The organism is Rhodospirillaceae bacterium, from assembly GCA_028819475.1.
Classification (GTDB): Bacteria; Pseudomonadota; Alphaproteobacteria; order Bin65; family Bin65; genus Bin65.
The window spans coordinates 46,178-63,685 of record JAPPLJ010000020.1 but is presented as its reverse complement, the minus strand read 5'-3'; the positions used below and the strand labels follow the sequence as shown (position 1 = coordinate 63,685).

Below are 17,508 nucleotides of genomic sequence, written 5' to 3'. Positions count from 1 at the left end.
ATCGCCAAATTCGCGGTCGTTGGAAGGGGCGCTTGGTATGGGCACCCGTTCTGCCCGACTTTGGCGTCCTGCGGCGCCGGAGATTCCGTCCGGCGATTTCGCCATTGCATTTCGTTGCCCTGGCCCCGACGCGTACTTCGGGCGGCGCTTCGCACCCCGATTGTCGGTTCCGATGCGAATGACGCCGCCGGCTCCGCGTTGCCGGAAAAGGCGCTCTTGCGCGAGCGCGCTGCTTTCCAGCACGGGCCGCAACGGCAAGAAACTAGTCTCAATCGGGCGGCGCGACAATCGGGAATATGTTTGTCAATAAAATTTGAATAAACTTTGTTGCGGGAAAAGACGTCGTCTTGGCTGTACATCCGTTCGCAAATGATCGGGAAATAACGGGGCGATGCAGGATCGAACCATGCCGGAATTCTGCAAGAATCGGGCGCGGGTTCAGCTTGGCGGCGCCTTGGCGGGGATGCTTGTCGCGGCGCTGGCGACACCGGCAATGTCGCAGGAGGCGGCGCGACGGTCGGCCGCTGCCGACACGCCGGACCGGCAGCGCTGGACGGTGGTGCTCGATCCGGGCCACGGCGGCATCGACAAGGGCGCGGTCGGTTCCACAGGCCTGGAAGAAAAAGCGGTGGTCTTGTCGATCGCCCGGGTCGTTCGCCGTTTCCTGGTGCGGGACAGCCGGTTCCGCATCCTGCTGACGCGGAATGGCGATCGATACGTTCGGCTGCAGGAGCGTTACGAATTCGCCCGGCGTCACCGGGCTGCTCTGTTCGTTTCGATCCACGCCGACGCCAATCCGTTCGTCGGGCAGCGGGGGCTGTCGGTCCACACGCTGTCGGCGCGCGCCTCGGACCGGCTGGCGGCGCGGCTGGCAGAGCGCGTAAACCGGTCGGATGCGATTGCCGGCGTCGATCTGCGGGGCTCCGGCAGATCGGTTTCCGCCATTCTCCTTGACCTTGTCCGGCGGGAGACGCGCGCGGGTTCCGCCAGGATTTCGTCGCTGATCGTCCGTTCGGCGCGCGCCCGCGTCCGGCTGCTGAGCAAACCGCAGCGCTCGGCGGATTTTGCGGTGCTGCGGGCGCCGGATGTGCCTTCGGTGCTCGTCGAGCTCGGTTTTCTCACCAATGCGCAGGACGAGGAACTGCTGCGCACGATGACATACAGGAAGCGCCTCGCGGCTGTGCTTGCGCGCGCAATCGCGCAGTATTTCAGCGGGGCTGCGGCCGCCGGCAAGGCCGGCAATCGGGCTTTCGGCGCCGAAAATTCGCGCCGGTGAGTGGCGCCGCCGCCATAGTTCAACCATATAGCTGTGACAGTGGTAACGTGCCCGGCGCCGCCGGCACGGGAGATCGACCGGTGCAGGGCCGCCGGGGCGGAAGAGTTTATGAGCGATATCAGGATCACGCCTGAAGACCGGATTGCCGCCGACGAAACGCCGCACCCGGACGGCCGGCAGCAGGATTCGGCAACGCCACGGCGCGGAACCCGCAAACGGCCTTCCTTCCTCGGCCGCCTGGTCGTGGGTCTGCTCAGCCTGGGTTTCGCCGTGGCGATCCTGGGGTTCGCGGTCGTGTTGTTCGCCTTCTGGTTCTACGGCCGCGATCTGCCCGGCCTTGCCCGGCTGGCGAACTACGAACCGCCGATCGTGAGCCGCGTCTACGCCGGAGACGGCCGCCTGATCGGCGAGTTCGCCACCGAAAAAAGAATTTTCATCCCCTACAAGCTGATGCCCGAGACGGTCGTGCATGCGTTCATTTCGGCCGAGGACCAGCGTTTCTTCACCCATCGGGGCGTCGACCTGATCGGAACGATGCGCGCCGGCTTCACGACGGTGGGCTCCTATCTCGCCGGAGGCAGCCGGGTGGTCGGCGGCTCGACGATCACCCAGCAGGTCGCCAAGAACTTCTTCTTTACCAGCGAGAAGACGCTGAAGCGTAAAATCCGCGAAATCATCCTGGCCATGCGCATCGAAGCGGCCTTGTCCAAGGATCGGATACTGGAACTGTATCTGAACGAGATTTTCCTCGGCAATCGCGCCTACGGCGTGGCTGCCGCGGCCCAGACCTATTTCAACAAGCCGCTGCGCGACCTGTCGATCGCCGAGGCGGCCATGCTCGCCGGCATGCCGCAGGCGCCGACCCGCTACAACCCCTTCAGGAACCCGAGGGCTGCCACGGCCCGGCGCGCCTATGTCGTCCAGCGGATGCGCGCGGACGGCTACATCACCGGAGACGAGGCGCGCCTCGCCCTCAAGGCGCCGCTGGGCCTGGTCCGGCAGGAGGCGCAATCCAGCGTCGGCGCGGAATATTTCGTTGAGGAGCTGCGCCGGGAACTCATCGCAAAATATGGCGAAGAGAAAATGAAAAAGGGCGGCTATTCGGTGCGCTCCACGCTCGACCCGGCGCTGCAGCAGTATGCCGACGAGGCGTTGCGCAAGGGTCTGGTGGCCTATGACCGGCGCCACGGCTATCGCGGACCCGTGGCGCGGCTGCCGCAGACCTACGGCGCGCGCTGGGCCGAGGGATGGCGGAAAAAGCTGTCTCAGGTGAAGCGGCCGGCCGGCGCCGGAACATGGTCGCTGGCGCTCGTCCTGAAGACCGAAAGGAACCGGGCCGTCATCGGATTTGCCGACGGCGGCAGCGGCGCGATTCCGCTGGCGGAACTCGCCTGGGCGCGCAAGCAGAGCGTCAAGACGCGCAAGAGCGGAAAGAAGATGTACACCGCGGTGGGGCCGCGCGTCCGCAAGGCCGCCGATGTCCTGCGCACGGGCGACGTGATCCTGGTCGAGCCGGTTCGCGTGAACCGCAAGGGCAAGGCCTACCCGGACGGGACATACACGTTGCGCCAGATTCCGATGGCTACGGCCGCGATCGTCGCCATGGATCCCCACACCGGCCGTATTCTGGCCATGAGCGGCGGATACAGTTTCCGGATCAGCCAGTTCAACACGGCGACCCAGGCACGGCGGCAGCCCGGCTCCGCCTTCAAGCCGATCGTGTTTCTCACGGCACTCGAAAACGGGTTTACGCCGACGACCAGGGTGCTGGACGCGCCGGTCGTGGTGAAGCAGCCGGACGGCGAATATTACAAGCCGCTCAACCACTCCGGCAAATTCTACGGCCCGACGACGCTGCGCCGGGGCCTCGAACTGTCGCGCAACGTGATGACGATCCGCCTGGCCAATCGGGTCGGACTGGCGAAGGTGTCGGATATGGCGGGCCGCCTGGGTATCGCAGAGAAACTGCCGACCACCATGTCCGCGGCGCTCGGCGCCTACGAGACGACGCCGCTCAAGATGGCGGTGGGATATTCGATGATGGTGAACGGCGGGCGCCGGGTGACGCCGACGCTGGTCGACCGGATACAGGACCGCCGCGGCCGGACGATTTTCCGCCACGATGCCGTCGAATGCGCCGCGTGCCGGTCGCCGGAATGGCAAGACCAGGAAATGCCGAAACTGCCGGACGAGCGCGAGCAGGTGATCGGCAGGCAAAGCGCATTCCAGATCGTCTCGATCCTGCAAGGCGTGGTCGAGCACGGCACCGGCCGCCAGGTTTCGCAGGTCGGCCGGCCGCTTGCCGGCAAGACCGGAACGACCAACGATGTCGTCGATGCCTGGTTCGTCGGCATGTCGCCCGGTCTCGTGGCGGCGACCTGGGTCGGTTTCGACAATTCCTATTCGCTGGGCAATTTCGAGGAAGGCGGCCGGACCGCCACACCCATATTCCGCGATTTCATGAAAAAGGCGCTCATCGGGCCGGAGGAGGATTTCCGGCCGCCCAGGGGACTGGTGGCGATCCGCGTCAAGCCGGACCGGGAGAGCGGGAAAAGGAAGAGGGACAAACCCTATCTCGAGTATTTCAAGATCGGTGCGAAGCCGGGGTCGGCGCCCGACGGGCTGGCGCCGGGCGAGGGCGGCTCGGACTTCAGCGAGACGGCGAGCGAAGAGTATTGAATGCCGGCCGACGGTCAGGATGGCTTCGCGGGGTCTAACCGCTGGGCCCAGGATTGACGCAGGCAGGAGATATACCTACATTGTCGGGACAATCCGGAGGGTGTCGCCGTGTTGGACTTCAGGGATGTCGAAGCGCTTTCGGACGAGAAGGCAACCGACCACCTCGAGATGCGCGTGAGGCCGAGCGAAAAGGCGCTCATGTCGCGCGCCGCGGAACTGACAGGGGTCAAGCTCTCGGCGTTCGTCAGGGCGTCGGCCGCGCGGGAGGCGGAGCGGGTTCTGCGCGAGCATCAGACCACGGCGCTTTCGGAGCGCGACCGGCGGACGCTGCTGGAGGCGCTCGACAATCCGCCGCCGCCGACAAGGGCGGCTCGGGACGCGGTTCGCGGATACCGCTCCCGGATCGCCAATGCAGGGTGACGGAGACCGCGAGGCCGATTTCACAATCGTCATCGAGCCGTTCGATCCTGCCCGGCATGAGCGGTCGGGCTTTTCCTGCGGCACGGAGCGCCTCGACAACTTTCTGCGGTTCAGCGCGAGGAAGCAGCAGAAAGACGACTTTACGCGGGTATTCGTCGCGGTGGCCGAGGGCTCGCCCAAAATCCTGGGCTACTATGCGCTGAATGCCCATGCGGTCGCGACCGGGGATCTCGGAGCCGACCGCCCCAAACGCGCGCCCAACACGGGCAGCATCCCGGCGCTGTACCTCTCCATGATTGCCGTGGACCTTAGCTGGCAAGGCAAGGGACTCGGGTCGGACCTTGCCATCGACGCGCTTGCCCGCGCCCGGAATGTCGCAGGTGAGGTAGGGCTCAAGCTGGTCGTTCTCGATGTGATCGGCGACGGCGGAAACGAGACCTTCGCCCGTCGTATGGCGTTTTACCGCCGCCTCGGTTTTCGGAGCTTTCAGGATCGCCCGGAGCGGATGTTCATCGCCATCGGCACGATCCGGGCCATGTTCGGCGACGGATAGCGTGCCGCGGCGGACTCCGCCGAAAGGGACGAGACGGCCTACGGGACGACCGGCGCCGGGAGGAAACAAGCCCCGGCCTTCCTTCCGGACAAGCGGTCGTGATAGACGAACGCGCCGGACTGGCATGATCCTTTCCGGGACGGCATTCCGGCCCGGACCCATCGCTGAAGGCTGACATGAAAGCGGAAACCCAGGCGGTTGCCGATGAAATCAGGCAGTCGATCGGGCTGCTGAGGAGGCATCTTTGACCCGGAGGCCCTGGAACGGCGCCTCGGCGTTCTGAACGCCCAGGCCGAAGAACCGGATTTGTGGAACGATGCCGACCGCGCCCAAGCGGTCATGCGCGAACGCACCGCGACCGAAAAACGCCTCGCCGGGTTTCGCGCGCTGGAACAGGAATTCGAGGATACGCTCGAACTGATCGCCCTCGCCGAAGAGGAAGAGGACGCCGAGACCCTGGACGACGCCGAGAAGGCGCTCACCGCGTTGCAGGCCGTTGCGGCCAAGCGGCAGCTCGAGAGCCTGCTGTCCGGCGAGGCGGACGGCAACGACTGCTTCCTCGAGATCCATGCCGGCGCCGGCGGCACCGAGAGCCAGGACTGGGCCGAGATGCTGGTGCGCATGTACACCCGCTGGGCCGACGCCCACGGCTACGGGATCGAATGGCTGGAGGAGAGCCTCGGCGAAGAGGCCGGCATCAAATCCACGACCCTGCGCATCAACGGCGACAACGCCTATGGCTGGCTCAAGACGGAAAGCGGCGTGCATCGCCTCGTGCGCATCTCGCCCTACGACACGAGTTCCCGGCGTCATACCAGCTTCGCCTCGGCCTGGGTCTATCCGGTGGTCGACGACGATATCGAGATCGAGATCGACGAATCGCAGGTCCGGGTCGACACCTACCGGGCGTCCGGCGCCGGCGGCCAGCATGTCAACAAGACCGACAGCGCCGTCCGCCTGACCCATACGCCGACGGGAATCGTCGTGCAGTGCCAGAACGACCGCTCCCAGCACCGCAACCGGGCGGAGGCCTGGAAACTGCTTCGCGCCCGACTGTTTGAACTGGAACTTCAGAAACGCGAGGCGGAGGTCCAGGAAGCGCACGAGGCCAAGAGCGAGATCGGCTGGGGCCACCAGATCCGCTCCTATGTGCTGCACCCCTACCAGATGGTGAAAGACCTGCGCACCAACGTCGAGAAGGGCAACGCCCAGGGCGTGCTCGACGGCGACATCGACGGCTTCCTCGAAGCGGCGCTTGCCGCAAAAATCGGTGCAAAACGCGAAGCGTAACGGAGCGGGCCACCGTTTCAGGCGGAACGGCCGGCAGGGCCGGGCGTCACCATGTCCTCCCCGCAGCGCACGCCGCCGCGCTACCTATCGTCCGACGGACCGATCGGGGGAACAGGCATGACCGAGACCAGAGAATCCGCGCTCATCGTCGGCACGGGCCCGGGCCTCAGCGCATCGCTGGCGCGGCTGTGCGCGGCGCAGGGCATGGCGGTGACAGTGGCGGCGCGCGATACCGGCAAGCTGGCCGGGCTGATCGCCGAGACCGGCGCGACGGCGCGCGTATGCGACGCCATCGACGGCGCTTCCGTGGACGCGCTGTACGACGCGGCGGTCGCCGACCACGGCGTGCCCGACCTGGTGGTCTACAATCCGAGCTACCGCGAGCGCGGCCCGCTTTCCGGCCTCGACCGGGAGGAGGTGCGCAAGGCGCTGCTCATCTCCTGCTATGGCGGTTTTCTGGTCGGCCAGAAGGCAGCGCAGCTGATGCTGCCGCGCGGCAGCGGCTCGATCCAGTTCACCGGCGCCTCGGCAAGCGTGAAGGGCTATCCGCAGTCGGCGTCCTTCGCGATGGGCAAGTTCGGCTTGCGCGGCCTGGCCCAGAGCATGGCGCGGGAGTTGCAGCCGAAGGGCCTTCACGTCGCCCATTTCGTGATCGACGGCGGCATCAGCGCGGGCCCGGACGATCCGCGCAACGACAGGGGCGACGACGGGCTGCTGCTGCCGGACGCCATCGCCGAGACCTACCTTCACGTCCACCGCCAGCACCGCAGCGCCTGGACCTGGGAGGTCGAGCTGCGGCCATGGGTGGAGAAGTTCTGACCGGCCGGCCGCCGCCGTTGACGGTTCGGCCACCGCCGAAACAGAACGGCTCCGGTGCGCGCTCCGCTGCGGCGCGCCGGTCAAGGTAACGGCCACGTCCCGATCGGGAGGCTTCCATGACTCTGAGACCGTCGATCCGACTGAGCCATGCCGGGTTCCACGTTTTCGACGTCGACCGGATGGTGGACTTCTTCACCACCGTCTATGGCCTTCGTGTCACCGATCGCGGCATTGCCGGGGAGACGGGCGAGATCGTATTTCTCTGCGCCGACCCGAGGGACCACCACCAGCTGGTGCTCTACGAGGGACGAACGTCGAGGGAGGGCGTTCACTACAACCACATGTCCTTCGAGGTGAACGACCTCGACCGGCTCAGACAGATCCACCGGGCGCTTCAGGACTATCCCGGCGTCACCGGCGTCCACACCATGAACCACGGGGTCTCCTGGGCCGTCTATTGCCACGACCCGGAGGGCAACCGCACCGAAGCCTTCGTCGATACCCCCTGGTATGTGAACCAGCCCTACTACGCCGACAACCTGGACCTCTCCCTGAGCGACGGGGAGATCGCCGAGATCACCAGACGGATGCTCGAAACCGAGCCGACGGCGGAACCGGTCGAGCGTTGGCGCGCCCGCTTTGCCGAAGAACTGGGGCTCGATCCGGCGCAGCGGCCCTCGGCATAGGGCAGGCCCGCGACCCGGCAGGCCCGGCGAAAATCCGGGCCGTGCCGCCTTCGGCAAGCGGCATGGACTCAGTCTCCCTGGCCGGCATCCAGCGCGTGGGACGGCAGCGGGCCGGTTTCGGCCGGTGCGGCGCCCGCCGCGGTTTCGGTCACCGCACGGTCGAAGATCCGGCGAACGGCGCCGGCCAGTTCCGTCATTTCGGCTTCCAGCACGCGGATATCGGGCTGATCGGCCGCGCGGCAGAGCAGGGGATGCAGCGAGGCCGGCGGCCGACCGTCCGCGTCAAGCGTGGCGCCGGTCAGCCGCAGGATCGCCTGGATCGTCTGCCAGAGGCCGGCGGCCCGGAGCAGCGTATCGGCATCGTCCGGATCGATGCATCCCGCCTTTCGCAGCGCCGTCAGGGCTGCGGCGGTATTTGCGTGCCGCAGGTCCGGGTGGGCGTTGCTGTGCAGCAGGATCAGGAATTGCGCGACGAACTCGATGTCGAGGATGCCGCCGGGCATATTCTTGACGTGCCAGACCGTCGGCGCCTCGCGGTTCTCGGCCAGCCGCCGCCGCATGTCGGCGACGTCGGCCGCCAGCTTCGCCGCCTCGCGCGGCCGGTTGACGGACCGGGTCGTGACCGCCATGACATCGCGCGCCAGAGCTTTGGTTCCGGCGATAACCCGGGCACGGGTGATCGTCATCTGCTCCCAGGTCCAGGCATGGTTGGCCTGGTAGTCCTCGAACGCCGAGAAACTCGTCGCCAGCGGCCCCTTGTTGCCGAAGGGTCGCAACCGGAGATCGACCTCGAAAAGGCCGCCTTCGGCCGTCGGCGCCGTCAGCGCACTGAACAGGCGTTGGGCGAAGCGCGCATGGTAGAGGCTGAGCGCCAGCGGTTTCGCGCCGTCCGATTGGGCCTCGCCGATCCGGTCGTCATACACGAACAGCAGATCGAGGTCGGAGGTTGCCGTGAGTTCCCGGCCGCCGAGCTTGCCGAGCCCGACGATACAGAAGCTTCCGTCCTCAAAGCGGCCGTGCTTTTCGGCAAACGCCGCTTCGACACGCGGCAGGATGGCCGTTACCGCCGTATCCGCGACATCGGCATAGGCGCCGCCGGCCTCCGCCGCCGAGATTCTGCCGTGCAGGAAGCGCACGCCGATCCCGAAGCGCGCCTCGGCGCACCAGCGGCGGACCGCGTCCAGGCTCTCCTCGAAGCTGCAATCGACGGGAAGGGATTCGGCAAGACCGTCGGTCATCGCCTGCCGGTCCGGCACCCGGTCGAAAAATCCGCGGTCGAGCAGCGCGTCGAACAGGGTGGGCCGCCGTCCCAGCGTTCCCGCCAGTTCGGGCGCCGTGCCCATGATTTCGGCGATCAGGTCGAGCAGTTTCGGGTTGGCGTGCAGAAGCGAGAACAGCGGCACGCCGGCCGGCAGGCTGCGGATAAACGCGTCGAGCCGGCGAAACGCCTCGTCCGGCGCCGGCGAACTGCCGATCGCCTGAAGCAGGGTGGGGGTCAGCTCCGTCAGCAGCTGCCGGGCCCGGTCGCTGTGGGTCGCCCTGTAGCGGCCGTGGTGCCAGCCCCGTATCACGGATGAAACCGTCTCGGGCTCGGCAAATCCGAGCGTGGAAAGCGTGTTGAGCGTGTCCGGGTCGTGGTCGCCGCCGGTGAACACCAGGCTGCTCGGCCCGCCCAGGTCGGGCGCCTCCTCGAACAGGCCGGCATAGTGGCTTTCGACCCGCTGGAGATGGTGGAACAGCGCGGCCAGAAAGGCGTCGGCCGAGGGATAGCCCATGAAGGTGGCGAAGGCGCCGAACTCGGCGGCATCGTCCGGCAGCGTCTGGGTCTGCCGGTCCTCGACCATCTGGATACGATGTTCGACGGTGCGCAGGAATTCGTAGGCTTCGGTCAGATCGTGTGCGGCCCGCGGCTCGACCCGGTCGGCCGCCACCAGCGAATCGATCGCCCGGACCGTGGCGCGTTCGCGCAGGCTGGCGTCGCGACCGCCGAAGATGAGCTGTTGGGTCTGGGCGAAAAACTCGATTTCGCGAATGCCGCCCCGGCCCAGCTTGACATCGTGGCCCGGCAGGCCGCGCGGCGAACGGATGGTGCCGCCGCCGCGCCGGGCGTTGATCTGGCGCTTGATGGAATGGACATCCTGAATTGTCGCGAAATCCAGGCTGCGGCGCCAGATGAACGGCCGCAGCCGCTCCAGGAAGGCCGTGCCCGCGGCCATGTCGCCGGCCACGATGCGCGCCTTGATCATCGCGGCGCGCTCCCAGTTCTGGCCCATGCTTTCGTAGTAGACCTCGGCCGCGTCGACGGAGAGGGCGACCGGGGTCGAGGCCGGGTCCGGCCGCAGGCGCAGGTCGGTACGGAAGACGTAGCCGTCCGCCGTGCGCTTGTGCAGCAGGTCGACCAGGCCCTGGGTCAGCCGCACCATCTCGCGCTGGAGCCGTTCGGGCCGCGCGATCGGCACGACCTCAGGGTCGAAGAAGACGATCAGGTCGATGTCGCTCGAATAGTTCAGCTCGTGGGCGCCCAGCTTTCCCATGCCGATCACGAACACGCCGCAGTTGCGGGCCGGCGAGAGCCCTTTCGGATCCAGGGTCAGGGCATCGCGGCCCGCGGCTTCGCGCAGCAGGGCCTCCAGGGCGGAGCCGATGGCCCAGTCGGCAAAATCGCTGAGCGTCGCCGTAATCGCCGGGACCGCCCACGCGCCCGACAGGTCGGCAAGCGCGATGCCGAGCGCGACCTGGCGGCGCGCGACGCGCAGGATGCGGGCGACGGAGTCGATTTTTCCGGTCGCGGCGAGCGCCTTGCGGGCATCCTCCAGCGCGGACCGGATCGCCGTGTCATAGCCGACGGTGAAGCACGCCAGCGCGAAGTCCGGATGCTTCAATAGACATTCCGAAAGAAAGGGACTATTGCCGAAACATGCGCGCAGGAGCCGCCCGTTCCGACTGTCGAGCAAGCGCGTTGCATCGAGCCGCGCTTCGCCCTCGAGTTCCTCTTCGACCGCGGTCGACCATCGCTCCAGATTGCGCGCCAGCATATCCGGATCGGACGGTGACGGTGGCGTGCTCAGGCGGTGGAACGGACTCTCGCTCACCGGTTGTCCATCTCGTGTGCCGTTTGCCGGGGCCTGAACGGTGCGCACCGCCGGCCCGCCTGCTGCCGGGCGGCGAAGCGCCGGAACATCCGGCGTCACTACTCTCGTCTTTCCCTGATTAGGACGCCGGTACGGTGATTCGCAAGCCGATCCGCATTGCCGTCAAGAGCCTTGCGGTTATCGTCGCGCTCGTCGTCATCGCAGCGGGGGCGGTCGTGTGGCGTCTCTATCTCGGGCCGGTCGATGCAGAATTCGCCGCCCGCCATGTCCGGGCGGAACTGGCGCGCTCGTTTCCGGACCTGACGATCGGGCTGGGAACGACCGAGGCGGTCTGGCCGGGCGATATGTCGGGGTTGCCGTTGCGCAGCAAGGATTTGCGGCTGACCGGCAAGGACGGCGGCGAGGTGGCGCATTTTCCCGAGGTCGTCGTGACGATCGCGCTGCTGCCCTTGCTGACCGGGCAGTTGCGCCTGGAGTCGATCCGCTTCGTACGGCCGGAGATCGCCCTGGAGCGCGACGGCCGGGGCAACATTGCGCTGCGAACCGGCGCTTCGCAGCCAGGCGGGCAGGACCGGCTCCTCGCAATGATATTCGGCCGTATGGCCGGCCGGCCGGCGGATGCCGAGCCGTTGGGAAGTCTCCGGTCTATCGAGATCGTCGGTGGCAACGTTACGCTCTCGGACCGGCCGACGCGTCGGGTGTGGCGGGCCGATTCGCTGCGGTCTGCGTTGCGGCGCCGGCCGGAAGGCCTGGCCGCAGACGTTTCCTTTACCCTGCGAACCGGCGGGAAGGCGGCGCGGATCGGCGGCGAAGCGGATTACCGCAAGGCCGATGGAAGAGTAACCGGAACCCTGACATTCCAGGGCCTGGACCCGGCAACCCTGGCGGCGGTCTCGGAGGCGCTGGGCGCGCTGGAAAACCTTCAGGTGCCGCTGTCCGGCAAGTTATCCTTCACGGGTTCGGACGACGGGCGATTTCAAAGCGGCGCTCTGGAGATCGCAGGCGGTGCGGGAACCCTGAGGGTGCCGGGCGTCTATCGCGGACCGGTGCGGATCAGGTCTCTGCATCTGGCGGCGGCGCTCAAAGAAGGCGCGCGGACCGCCGATATCGGCCGGCTCCGGGTCGATCTCGGCGATACGAAGCTCGATTTCACCGGCAGGGTGCAGCGCACCGGGGACGGACTTGCCGTCGACGGGAACGGTTCGCTCACCGGCTTCGGCGTCAAGGCGCTGGGCAGGCTGTGGCCGGGCAAGGTCGGCCCTGACGCCCGAAAGTGGGTTCTCCGCAATGTCGGCGCCGGGCGGGTGAAGAAGATCGATACCCGGTTCCGCCTAACAGTTCGCGATGGCGGGAACCGCCGGGTGCAGGTGCGTCGCCTCGCCGGCCGGTTCGGTTTCGACGGCCTGGATATCCGCTTGCCGGGAGCGCTGCCCGCGTTGCGCGATGCGGGCGGCGAAGCGCGATTCGACACCGGGAAGATCGACTTCCGGATCCAGCGGGGCAGGATCGGGAAAAGCAGGGTGAACGAAAGTTCGGTCCAGATCGACGGCCTCCGCGGCGATGCCGCGAAGATTGCCGTCGACGCGACAGTCGACGGATCGGTGCAGGATTTCCTGCGCCTGATCGACCGCGGGACGCTGGCGTCGATCAAACGGCAGGCGGCCGATCCCGCCGCGATCCGGGGGCAGGCCCGCGTCCGGCTGAAGTCGGGCTTTCCGCTGGCCGAAAGCCTGTCCTTTGCGAAGGTTCCGTTCGCGGCGGAGGCGCAACTCCGCGAGGTTTCGTGGCCCAGGGCCGCGTTCGGCCTGAACCTGGCCAAGGGCAAATTCGATCTTGCCGTCAGCAGGACAGGGTTCGAACTGGAGGGCGAAAGCACGGTCGGCGGCGCGGCGGCCAGGCTGCGCTGGCACGAGAAATTCGGCCCGTCCTCGAAATCCTGGCGCCGCCGGTTGTCGATCCGGGGGCGGCCGACGCCCCGGCTGCTGCTCGCCGCGGGCCTCGATATCCGCAGCTTCCTGTCCGGCCCGTTCGGCGCCGACGTGACGCTCAGCGCCTACGACGACGGCCGGACGGTCGTTGACGGCAGCTACGACTTTCGTGGCGCGCGCCTCAACATTCCCGTCCTCGGCATCGTGAAACCGCCCAAGCAGCCGGCGAAGGGATCGTCCAGGCTGGAGTTCAGACGTGGCCGGCTTGCCGCGATTTCCGGTTTTTCGCTGCAATCGTCGCCGGTCGCGTTCCAGGGCAAGGCGACGATGGAAAGAAACGGCCGGACGCTGCGCCGCCTGACCGTCACCCGCCTGTCGGCCGGGCGCACCCGGCTTTCCGCAGTGCTGGAGCGGCGGACGAAGACCGGGCGGCGGCTTCGCCTGACCGGCCGGGTGCTCGACCTGTCGCCGTTCCTCAAGGCTCCGCCGGCGCAGTCGAAGCGCACCGGAGCAAGCCGTTCGAACGCCGCGCCGCTCATCGAGCCTCTGGACATGGAATTCCGGGTCGACCGGCTGTTCGTTGCAAAGTCGCTTCCCCTGTGGTCGGCGACGGGCGCCGCGCGGTACGACGGCAGGTCTCTGCACAGGGTGCGCCTGTCCGCGGCGCTGCCGTCCGGCAAATCGCTGGACTTTCGCCTGACTCCGGCCGGCGGCGGCCAGACGATCATGCTCGCCTCCGATGACGGCGGCGGCGCCCTGCGCGCGCTGGGCATCGTCGACAATCTGCGCGGCGGGGCGCTGTCCGTCCGCGCCCTTCGCCGCCCGACGCTCGAGGGCAAACCGATGTCCGGCACCCTGCGCCTCAAGAATTTCCAGGTCGAGCGGGCGCCGGCGATCGCCCGTTTCTTCGCGCTCGCCGAACGCCGCCGTATCGACGGCAGCATCCGGATGCAACGGCTCGACATGAAATTCGATCTTCGGGGCGACCGGCTCCGGATCGGCGAAGGCCGCGCCTACAGCAGCTTGATCGGCGTAACGGCGGCCGGCGAGATCGGCCGCGCGAAGCGGCAGGTACGGCTGCGCGGCACGCTGGTGCCGCTCTACGAATTGAACAGCGTGTTCGGCAAGGTGCCGGTCATCGGCGATCTGCTGGTCGGCGAAAAGGGTAGCGGCCTTCTGGCTGCCCATTTCACCGTCAAGGGCTCCCTGGACAAGCCGAAATTCCAGGTCAATCCGGTTGCCCTGCTTACGCCGGGAGCGCTGCGCCGGCTCTTCGATTTCGGCAGCGGCGGCAAGCGGCGCAAGAGCAAGGAAAAGCGGAACTAACCGGCGCGCGCGGGCCGCACCAGGACGTGCCGCTTCTTGCCGGCGGAGAGCTTGATCGCACCGTCCGGGCCGACCGCATCGGCGCCGATCGCCTGGTTTTCGTCCGTTACCGGTTCGCCGTTGAGCCGGGCGCCGCCGCCGCGGATCAGCCGGCGGGCTTCGCCGCCGCTGGCGGCAAGACCGGCGCGCCGGAACAGGTCGAAAGCGGGGATGCCGGCCGCCAACTCGCCGGCAGGCACCTCGACGACCGGCAGGCCGCGATCTGCTTCGCCTTGCTCGAAGGTCCGCCGCGCCGTTTCGGCCGCGGCCCCGGCGGCCTCCGCGCCGTGCAGCATGGCCGTTGCGGCGGTCGCCAGCACCTTTTTCGCCTCGTTGATCTCGGCGCCGCCCAGCGCCTCCAGCCGGGCAATCTCGCCGAGCGGCAGATCGGTGAACAGGCGCAGGAAGCGGCCGACGTCGGCGTCTTCCGTATTGCGCCAGAACTGCCAGTAGTCGTAGGCGCTCAGCCGGTCGGCGTTGAGCCAGATTGCGCCCTGGGCGGTCTTGCCCATCTTGGCGCCCGAGTTCGTCGTGATGAGCGGCGACGTCAGGCCGAACAGTTCGCGCTGCTCGACGCGCCGGCCCAGTTCGACGCCGTTGACGATGTTGCCCCACTGGTCCGACCCGCCGAGCTGGAGCGAACAATCGTAGCGCCGCGCCAGTTCGACGAAATCGTAGGCCTGGAGGATCATGTAGTTGAATTCGAGGAAGGTGAGCGGCTGCTCGCGGTCGAGGCGCAGTCTCACGCTGTCGAAGGTCAGCATGCGGTTGATGGTGAAATGCCGGCCGTATTCGCGCAGGAAATCGACATAGGCGAGATCGTTCAGCCAGTCGGCGTTATTGGCCATAACGGCGTCGGCGGGCCCGTCGCCGAAGGTCAGGAAATTCTCGAACACGCTGCGGATCCCCGCCATGTTGGCGGCGATCTGCGCGTCGCTCAGCAGCTGGCGGGACGAATCCTTGCCCGATGGATCGCCGACCCGGGTCGTGCCGCCGCCCATCAGGACGATCGGCCGGTGGCCGGTCTTCTGGAGCCAGCGCAGCAGCATGATCTGGAGCAGGCTGCCGACATGCAGGCTGTCCGCCGTACAGTCGAAGCCGATATAGGCCGTGACGACTCCGCCGGCCGCCTTTCCGTCGAGCCCGTCCGCGTCGGTGCACTGGTGAACGTAGCCGCGCTCGTGCAGAACGTTCATGAATTCGGATTTGAAGCCGGACATGGGCCGCGCTATCTCCCTCGTGGCCCCCTTTTCGACCGGGGCGCGAACCGCGACAGCGGCCTGATGGACCGGCGATCTAACACAGCCCGCCCGGCCGGACAAATTGCCCGGACAAACTGAAATGCCAGCTTCGGTTTTCCACATCCGCCCATGACGCTGCGCACCGCCATCGGGATGATGAGCGGCACCTCGCTCGACGGCGTCGATGTCGCGCTGGTCCGTTCCGACGGCGCGTGGCGGATCGAGGCCGGGCCCGCGCGGACAAGCGCCTATTCGGCGGACCAGCGCACCGCGATCCGGTCCTGTCTGGGGCAGGATCGAGGGTCCGGAGCGGCCGTCGCTGCGGTAACGGAGGCCCATCGGGTGGCGCTCCAGGCGTTTCTCGCAGCGGAAAACCTGCATCCGGCGGGAGTCGATTGGGTCGGCTTCCACGGCCAGACGATCCACCACGATCCGCAAAACGGCGTGACCGTCCAGATCGGCGATGCGCAGGCGCTGGCCGCCGCCGCCGGCATATCGGTCGTCAGCGACTTTCGCAGCGCCGACGTGCGCCGGGGCGGGCAGGGCGCACCGCTGGCGCCGCTCTATCATGCCGCGCTTGCCGCCGGTCTCGACAAGCCGCTCGCCGTCCTCAATCTCGGCGGCGTCGCCAACGTGACCTGGATCGGTTCCGCAGGGCCGGACGCAGGTGTCGAAGAGACGCTCCTCATGGCCTTCGATACCGGGCCGGCCAACGCCCTGATCGACGACTGGATGCTGGATCGGACCGGAGCACCGTTCGACCGCAACGGCGAGACGGCGGCGCGCGGCGCGGCGGACGGCGGGCGCATCGCGGCCTGGCTCGGCCATCCCTGGTTCCGGACTGCGCCGCCCAAGAGCCTCGACCGGAACGCCTTCGACGCCGCGGTCGACGATCTGAGCATAGAGAACGGCGCGGCGACGCTGACGGCCTTCACCGTGCAATCCGTCGTTCGCGCGGTCGGGTGGATGCCGGAAGCGCCGCGGCGCTGGCTCGTTGCCGGTGGCGGGCGCAGGAACGGATTTCTGATGGATTGCCTGCGCGCGGCCCTCGACGCGCCGGTCGATCCGGTCGAGGCGGCCGGCTGGAACGGCGACGCCCTGGAGGCCCAGGCGTTCGCCTGGCTGGCATTGCGTGTCGTGGACGGGCTTCCGACCAGTATCCCGGAGACGACCGGCGTACCGGAGCCGACGAGCGGCGGGATCATCAGCAGGCCCTAGCGCCGGCCGCCGATCACGCGCTTTCGCGGGGTTGCGAGGGCGACGTCGAGATACTGCTCGACATGGCCCTGCATCTCATCGAGATGGTCGTTGAAAAAGTGGTCGCAATCTTCGACGACCCGGAGATCGATCACGACGCCCCTCTGGGTCATCAGCTTTTCGGCCAGCTTCTCCACGGATTCCAGCGTGACCAGCGTGTCCTGGCGGCCGTGCACCATGAGGCCGGACGACGGGCAGGGCGCAAGAAAGGAGAAATCGTACATGTTGGCCGGCGGCGAGACCGTGATGAATCCGTCCAGTTCCGGGCGCCGCATCAGGAGCTGCATCCCGATCCAGGCGCCGAAGGAGAATCCGGCGATCCAGCAGCCCGATGCGTTTTCGTTGTGGTGCTGCATCCAGTCGAGCGCCGCCGCGGCGTCCGACAGCTCGCCCTCGCCCCGGTCGTAGATGCCCTGGGACCGCCCGACGCCGCGGAAATTGAAGCGCAGGGTGGAAAAGCCGCGCCGTGCAAAGACGTGATACAGGCGGTAGACGACCTTGTTGTTCATCGTCCCGCCATGCTGCGGGTGCGGATGCAGGATCAGCGCGAGCGGCGCGTTCGGCCTCTTGCTGTGATGGTAGCGGCCTTCGAGCCGGCCGTCGGGGCCGGGAAGAATGACATCAGGCATCCGCCGGACCCCTTCGGTTGACGGCGGTAGCCCCGGGCGCCCGCCCGATGGCGGAAAACCGCAAGAAAAGCGGGGATTTGGCGTGTCTTGACCGCTCTGGAGCAAGCATTATCTGGTAGAATGGCGCGTGAGGCGGGGGCGGTGCAACCAGGCGCCGATTGGTATCGAGCGCCGGTCCATATGCTGCCGCGCCACCGGGGTTTCAAGCGCCAGATTGTAGCGGAGCGAGGGCGAGATGCGCCTTCGGTGCTCCGTGAGGGAGGAGCGGCAACG

12 protein-coding genes are annotated in these 17,508 nt (G+C 67.5%); 9 read left to right on the top strand and 3 right to left on the bottom strand.

What is annotated here, in order from left to right:
- Positions 1-406 precede the first annotated feature (406 nt).
- The 7 genes from OXM58_04775 (at position 407) to OXM58_04745 (ending at position 7,723) form a co-directional block, all read left to right on the top strand.
- Positions 407-1,276, top strand: coding sequence for an N-acetylmuramoyl-L-alanine amidase (locus tag OXM58_04775; GenBank protein ID MDE0147663.1), 870 nt, complete (start codon positions 407-409; stop codon positions 1,274-1,276).
- Positions 1,277-1,384: 108 nt separating this feature from the next.
- Positions 1,385-3,955 carry a penicillin-binding protein 1A gene (locus OXM58_04770; protein ID MDE0147662.1) on the top strand — a complete coding sequence of 857 codons (2,571 nt, stop codon included), beginning with the start codon at positions 1,385-1,387 and terminating at the stop codon, positions 3,953-3,955.
- Between the two features lie 108 nt (positions 3,956-4,063).
- Positions 4,064-4,375 (top strand): DUF1778 domain-containing protein, encoded by a 312-nt coding sequence (locus OXM58_04765; GenBank protein MDE0147661.1) that lies wholly within the window; start codon positions 4,064-4,066, stop codon positions 4,373-4,375.
- A complete protein-coding gene (locus OXM58_04760) occupies positions 4,365-4,928 on the top strand; it encodes a GNAT family N-acetyltransferase (protein MDE0147660.1) in 564 nt (187 codons plus the stop codon). The genes OXM58_04765 and OXM58_04760 overlap by 11 nt, the downstream gene beginning before the upstream one ends.
- A gap of 176 nt (positions 4,929-5,104) precedes the next feature.
- Positions 5,105-6,218 (top strand): peptide chain release factor 2 gene (gene prfB / locus OXM58_04755; protein ID MDE0147659.1). Its coding sequence is split into 2 segments (ribosomal slippage): positions 5,105-5,173 and positions 5,175-6,218, totalling 1,113 coding nucleotides; the frame shifts between segments, so codons are not numbered across the junction.
- 117 nt (positions 6,219-6,335) lie between these two features.
- Entirely contained in the window at positions 6,336-7,037 is a 702-nt protein-coding gene (locus tag OXM58_04750; GenBank protein ID MDE0147658.1) for an SDR family NAD(P)-dependent oxidoreductase, read from the top strand.
- A gap of 116 nt (positions 7,038-7,153) precedes the next feature.
- Positions 7,154-7,723, top strand: coding sequence for a VOC family protein (locus OXM58_04745; protein MDE0147657.1), 570 nt, complete (start codon positions 7,154-7,156; stop codon positions 7,721-7,723).
- Between the two features lie 68 nt (positions 7,724-7,791).
- Here the strand turns inward: OXM58_04745 and OXM58_04740 are convergent, their stop codons facing one another.
- On the bottom strand, positions 7,792-10,815 hold the full coding sequence (locus tag OXM58_04740) for a bifunctional [glutamine synthetase] adenylyltransferase/[glutamine synthetase]-adenylyl-L-tyrosine phosphorylase (GenBank protein MDE0147656.1): 3,024 nt from the start codon (positions 10,813-10,815) through the stop codon (positions 7,792-7,794).
- 134 nt (positions 10,816-10,949) lie between these two features.
- Between OXM58_04740 and OXM58_04735 the strand changes: the two genes are divergently transcribed.
- Positions 10,950-14,069 carry an AsmA-like C-terminal domain-containing protein gene (locus tag OXM58_04735; GenBank protein ID MDE0147655.1) on the top strand — a complete coding sequence of 1,040 codons (3,120 nt, stop codon included), beginning with the start codon at positions 10,950-10,952 and terminating at the stop codon, positions 14,067-14,069.
- On the opposite strand, the gene tyrS is transcribed toward OXM58_04735, so the two are convergent.
- The gene (gene tyrS, locus OXM58_04730; protein ID MDE0147654.1) at positions 14,066-15,328 is read right to left on the bottom strand and encodes a tyrosine--tRNA ligase; all 1,263 of its coding nucleotides are present in this window, start codon (positions 15,326-15,328) and stop codon (positions 14,066-14,068) included. The two genes, OXM58_04735 and tyrS, sit on opposite strands and share 4 nt — an antisense overlap.
- Before the next feature lie 150 nt (positions 15,329-15,478).
- Here tyrS and OXM58_04725 point away from each other — a divergent pair, with 150 nt between their 5' ends.
- Positions 15,479-16,567, top strand: coding sequence for an anhydro-N-acetylmuramic acid kinase (locus tag OXM58_04725; protein ID MDE0147653.1), 1,089 nt, complete (start codon positions 15,479-15,481; stop codon positions 16,565-16,567).
- Here the strand turns inward: OXM58_04725 and OXM58_04720 are convergent.
- On the bottom strand, positions 16,564-17,235 hold the full coding sequence (locus tag OXM58_04720) for an alpha/beta hydrolase (GenBank protein MDE0147652.1): 672 nt from the start codon (positions 17,233-17,235) through the stop codon (positions 16,564-16,566). The two genes, OXM58_04725 and OXM58_04720, sit on opposite strands and share 4 nt — an antisense overlap.
- Positions 17,236-17,508: the final 273 nt, after the last annotated feature.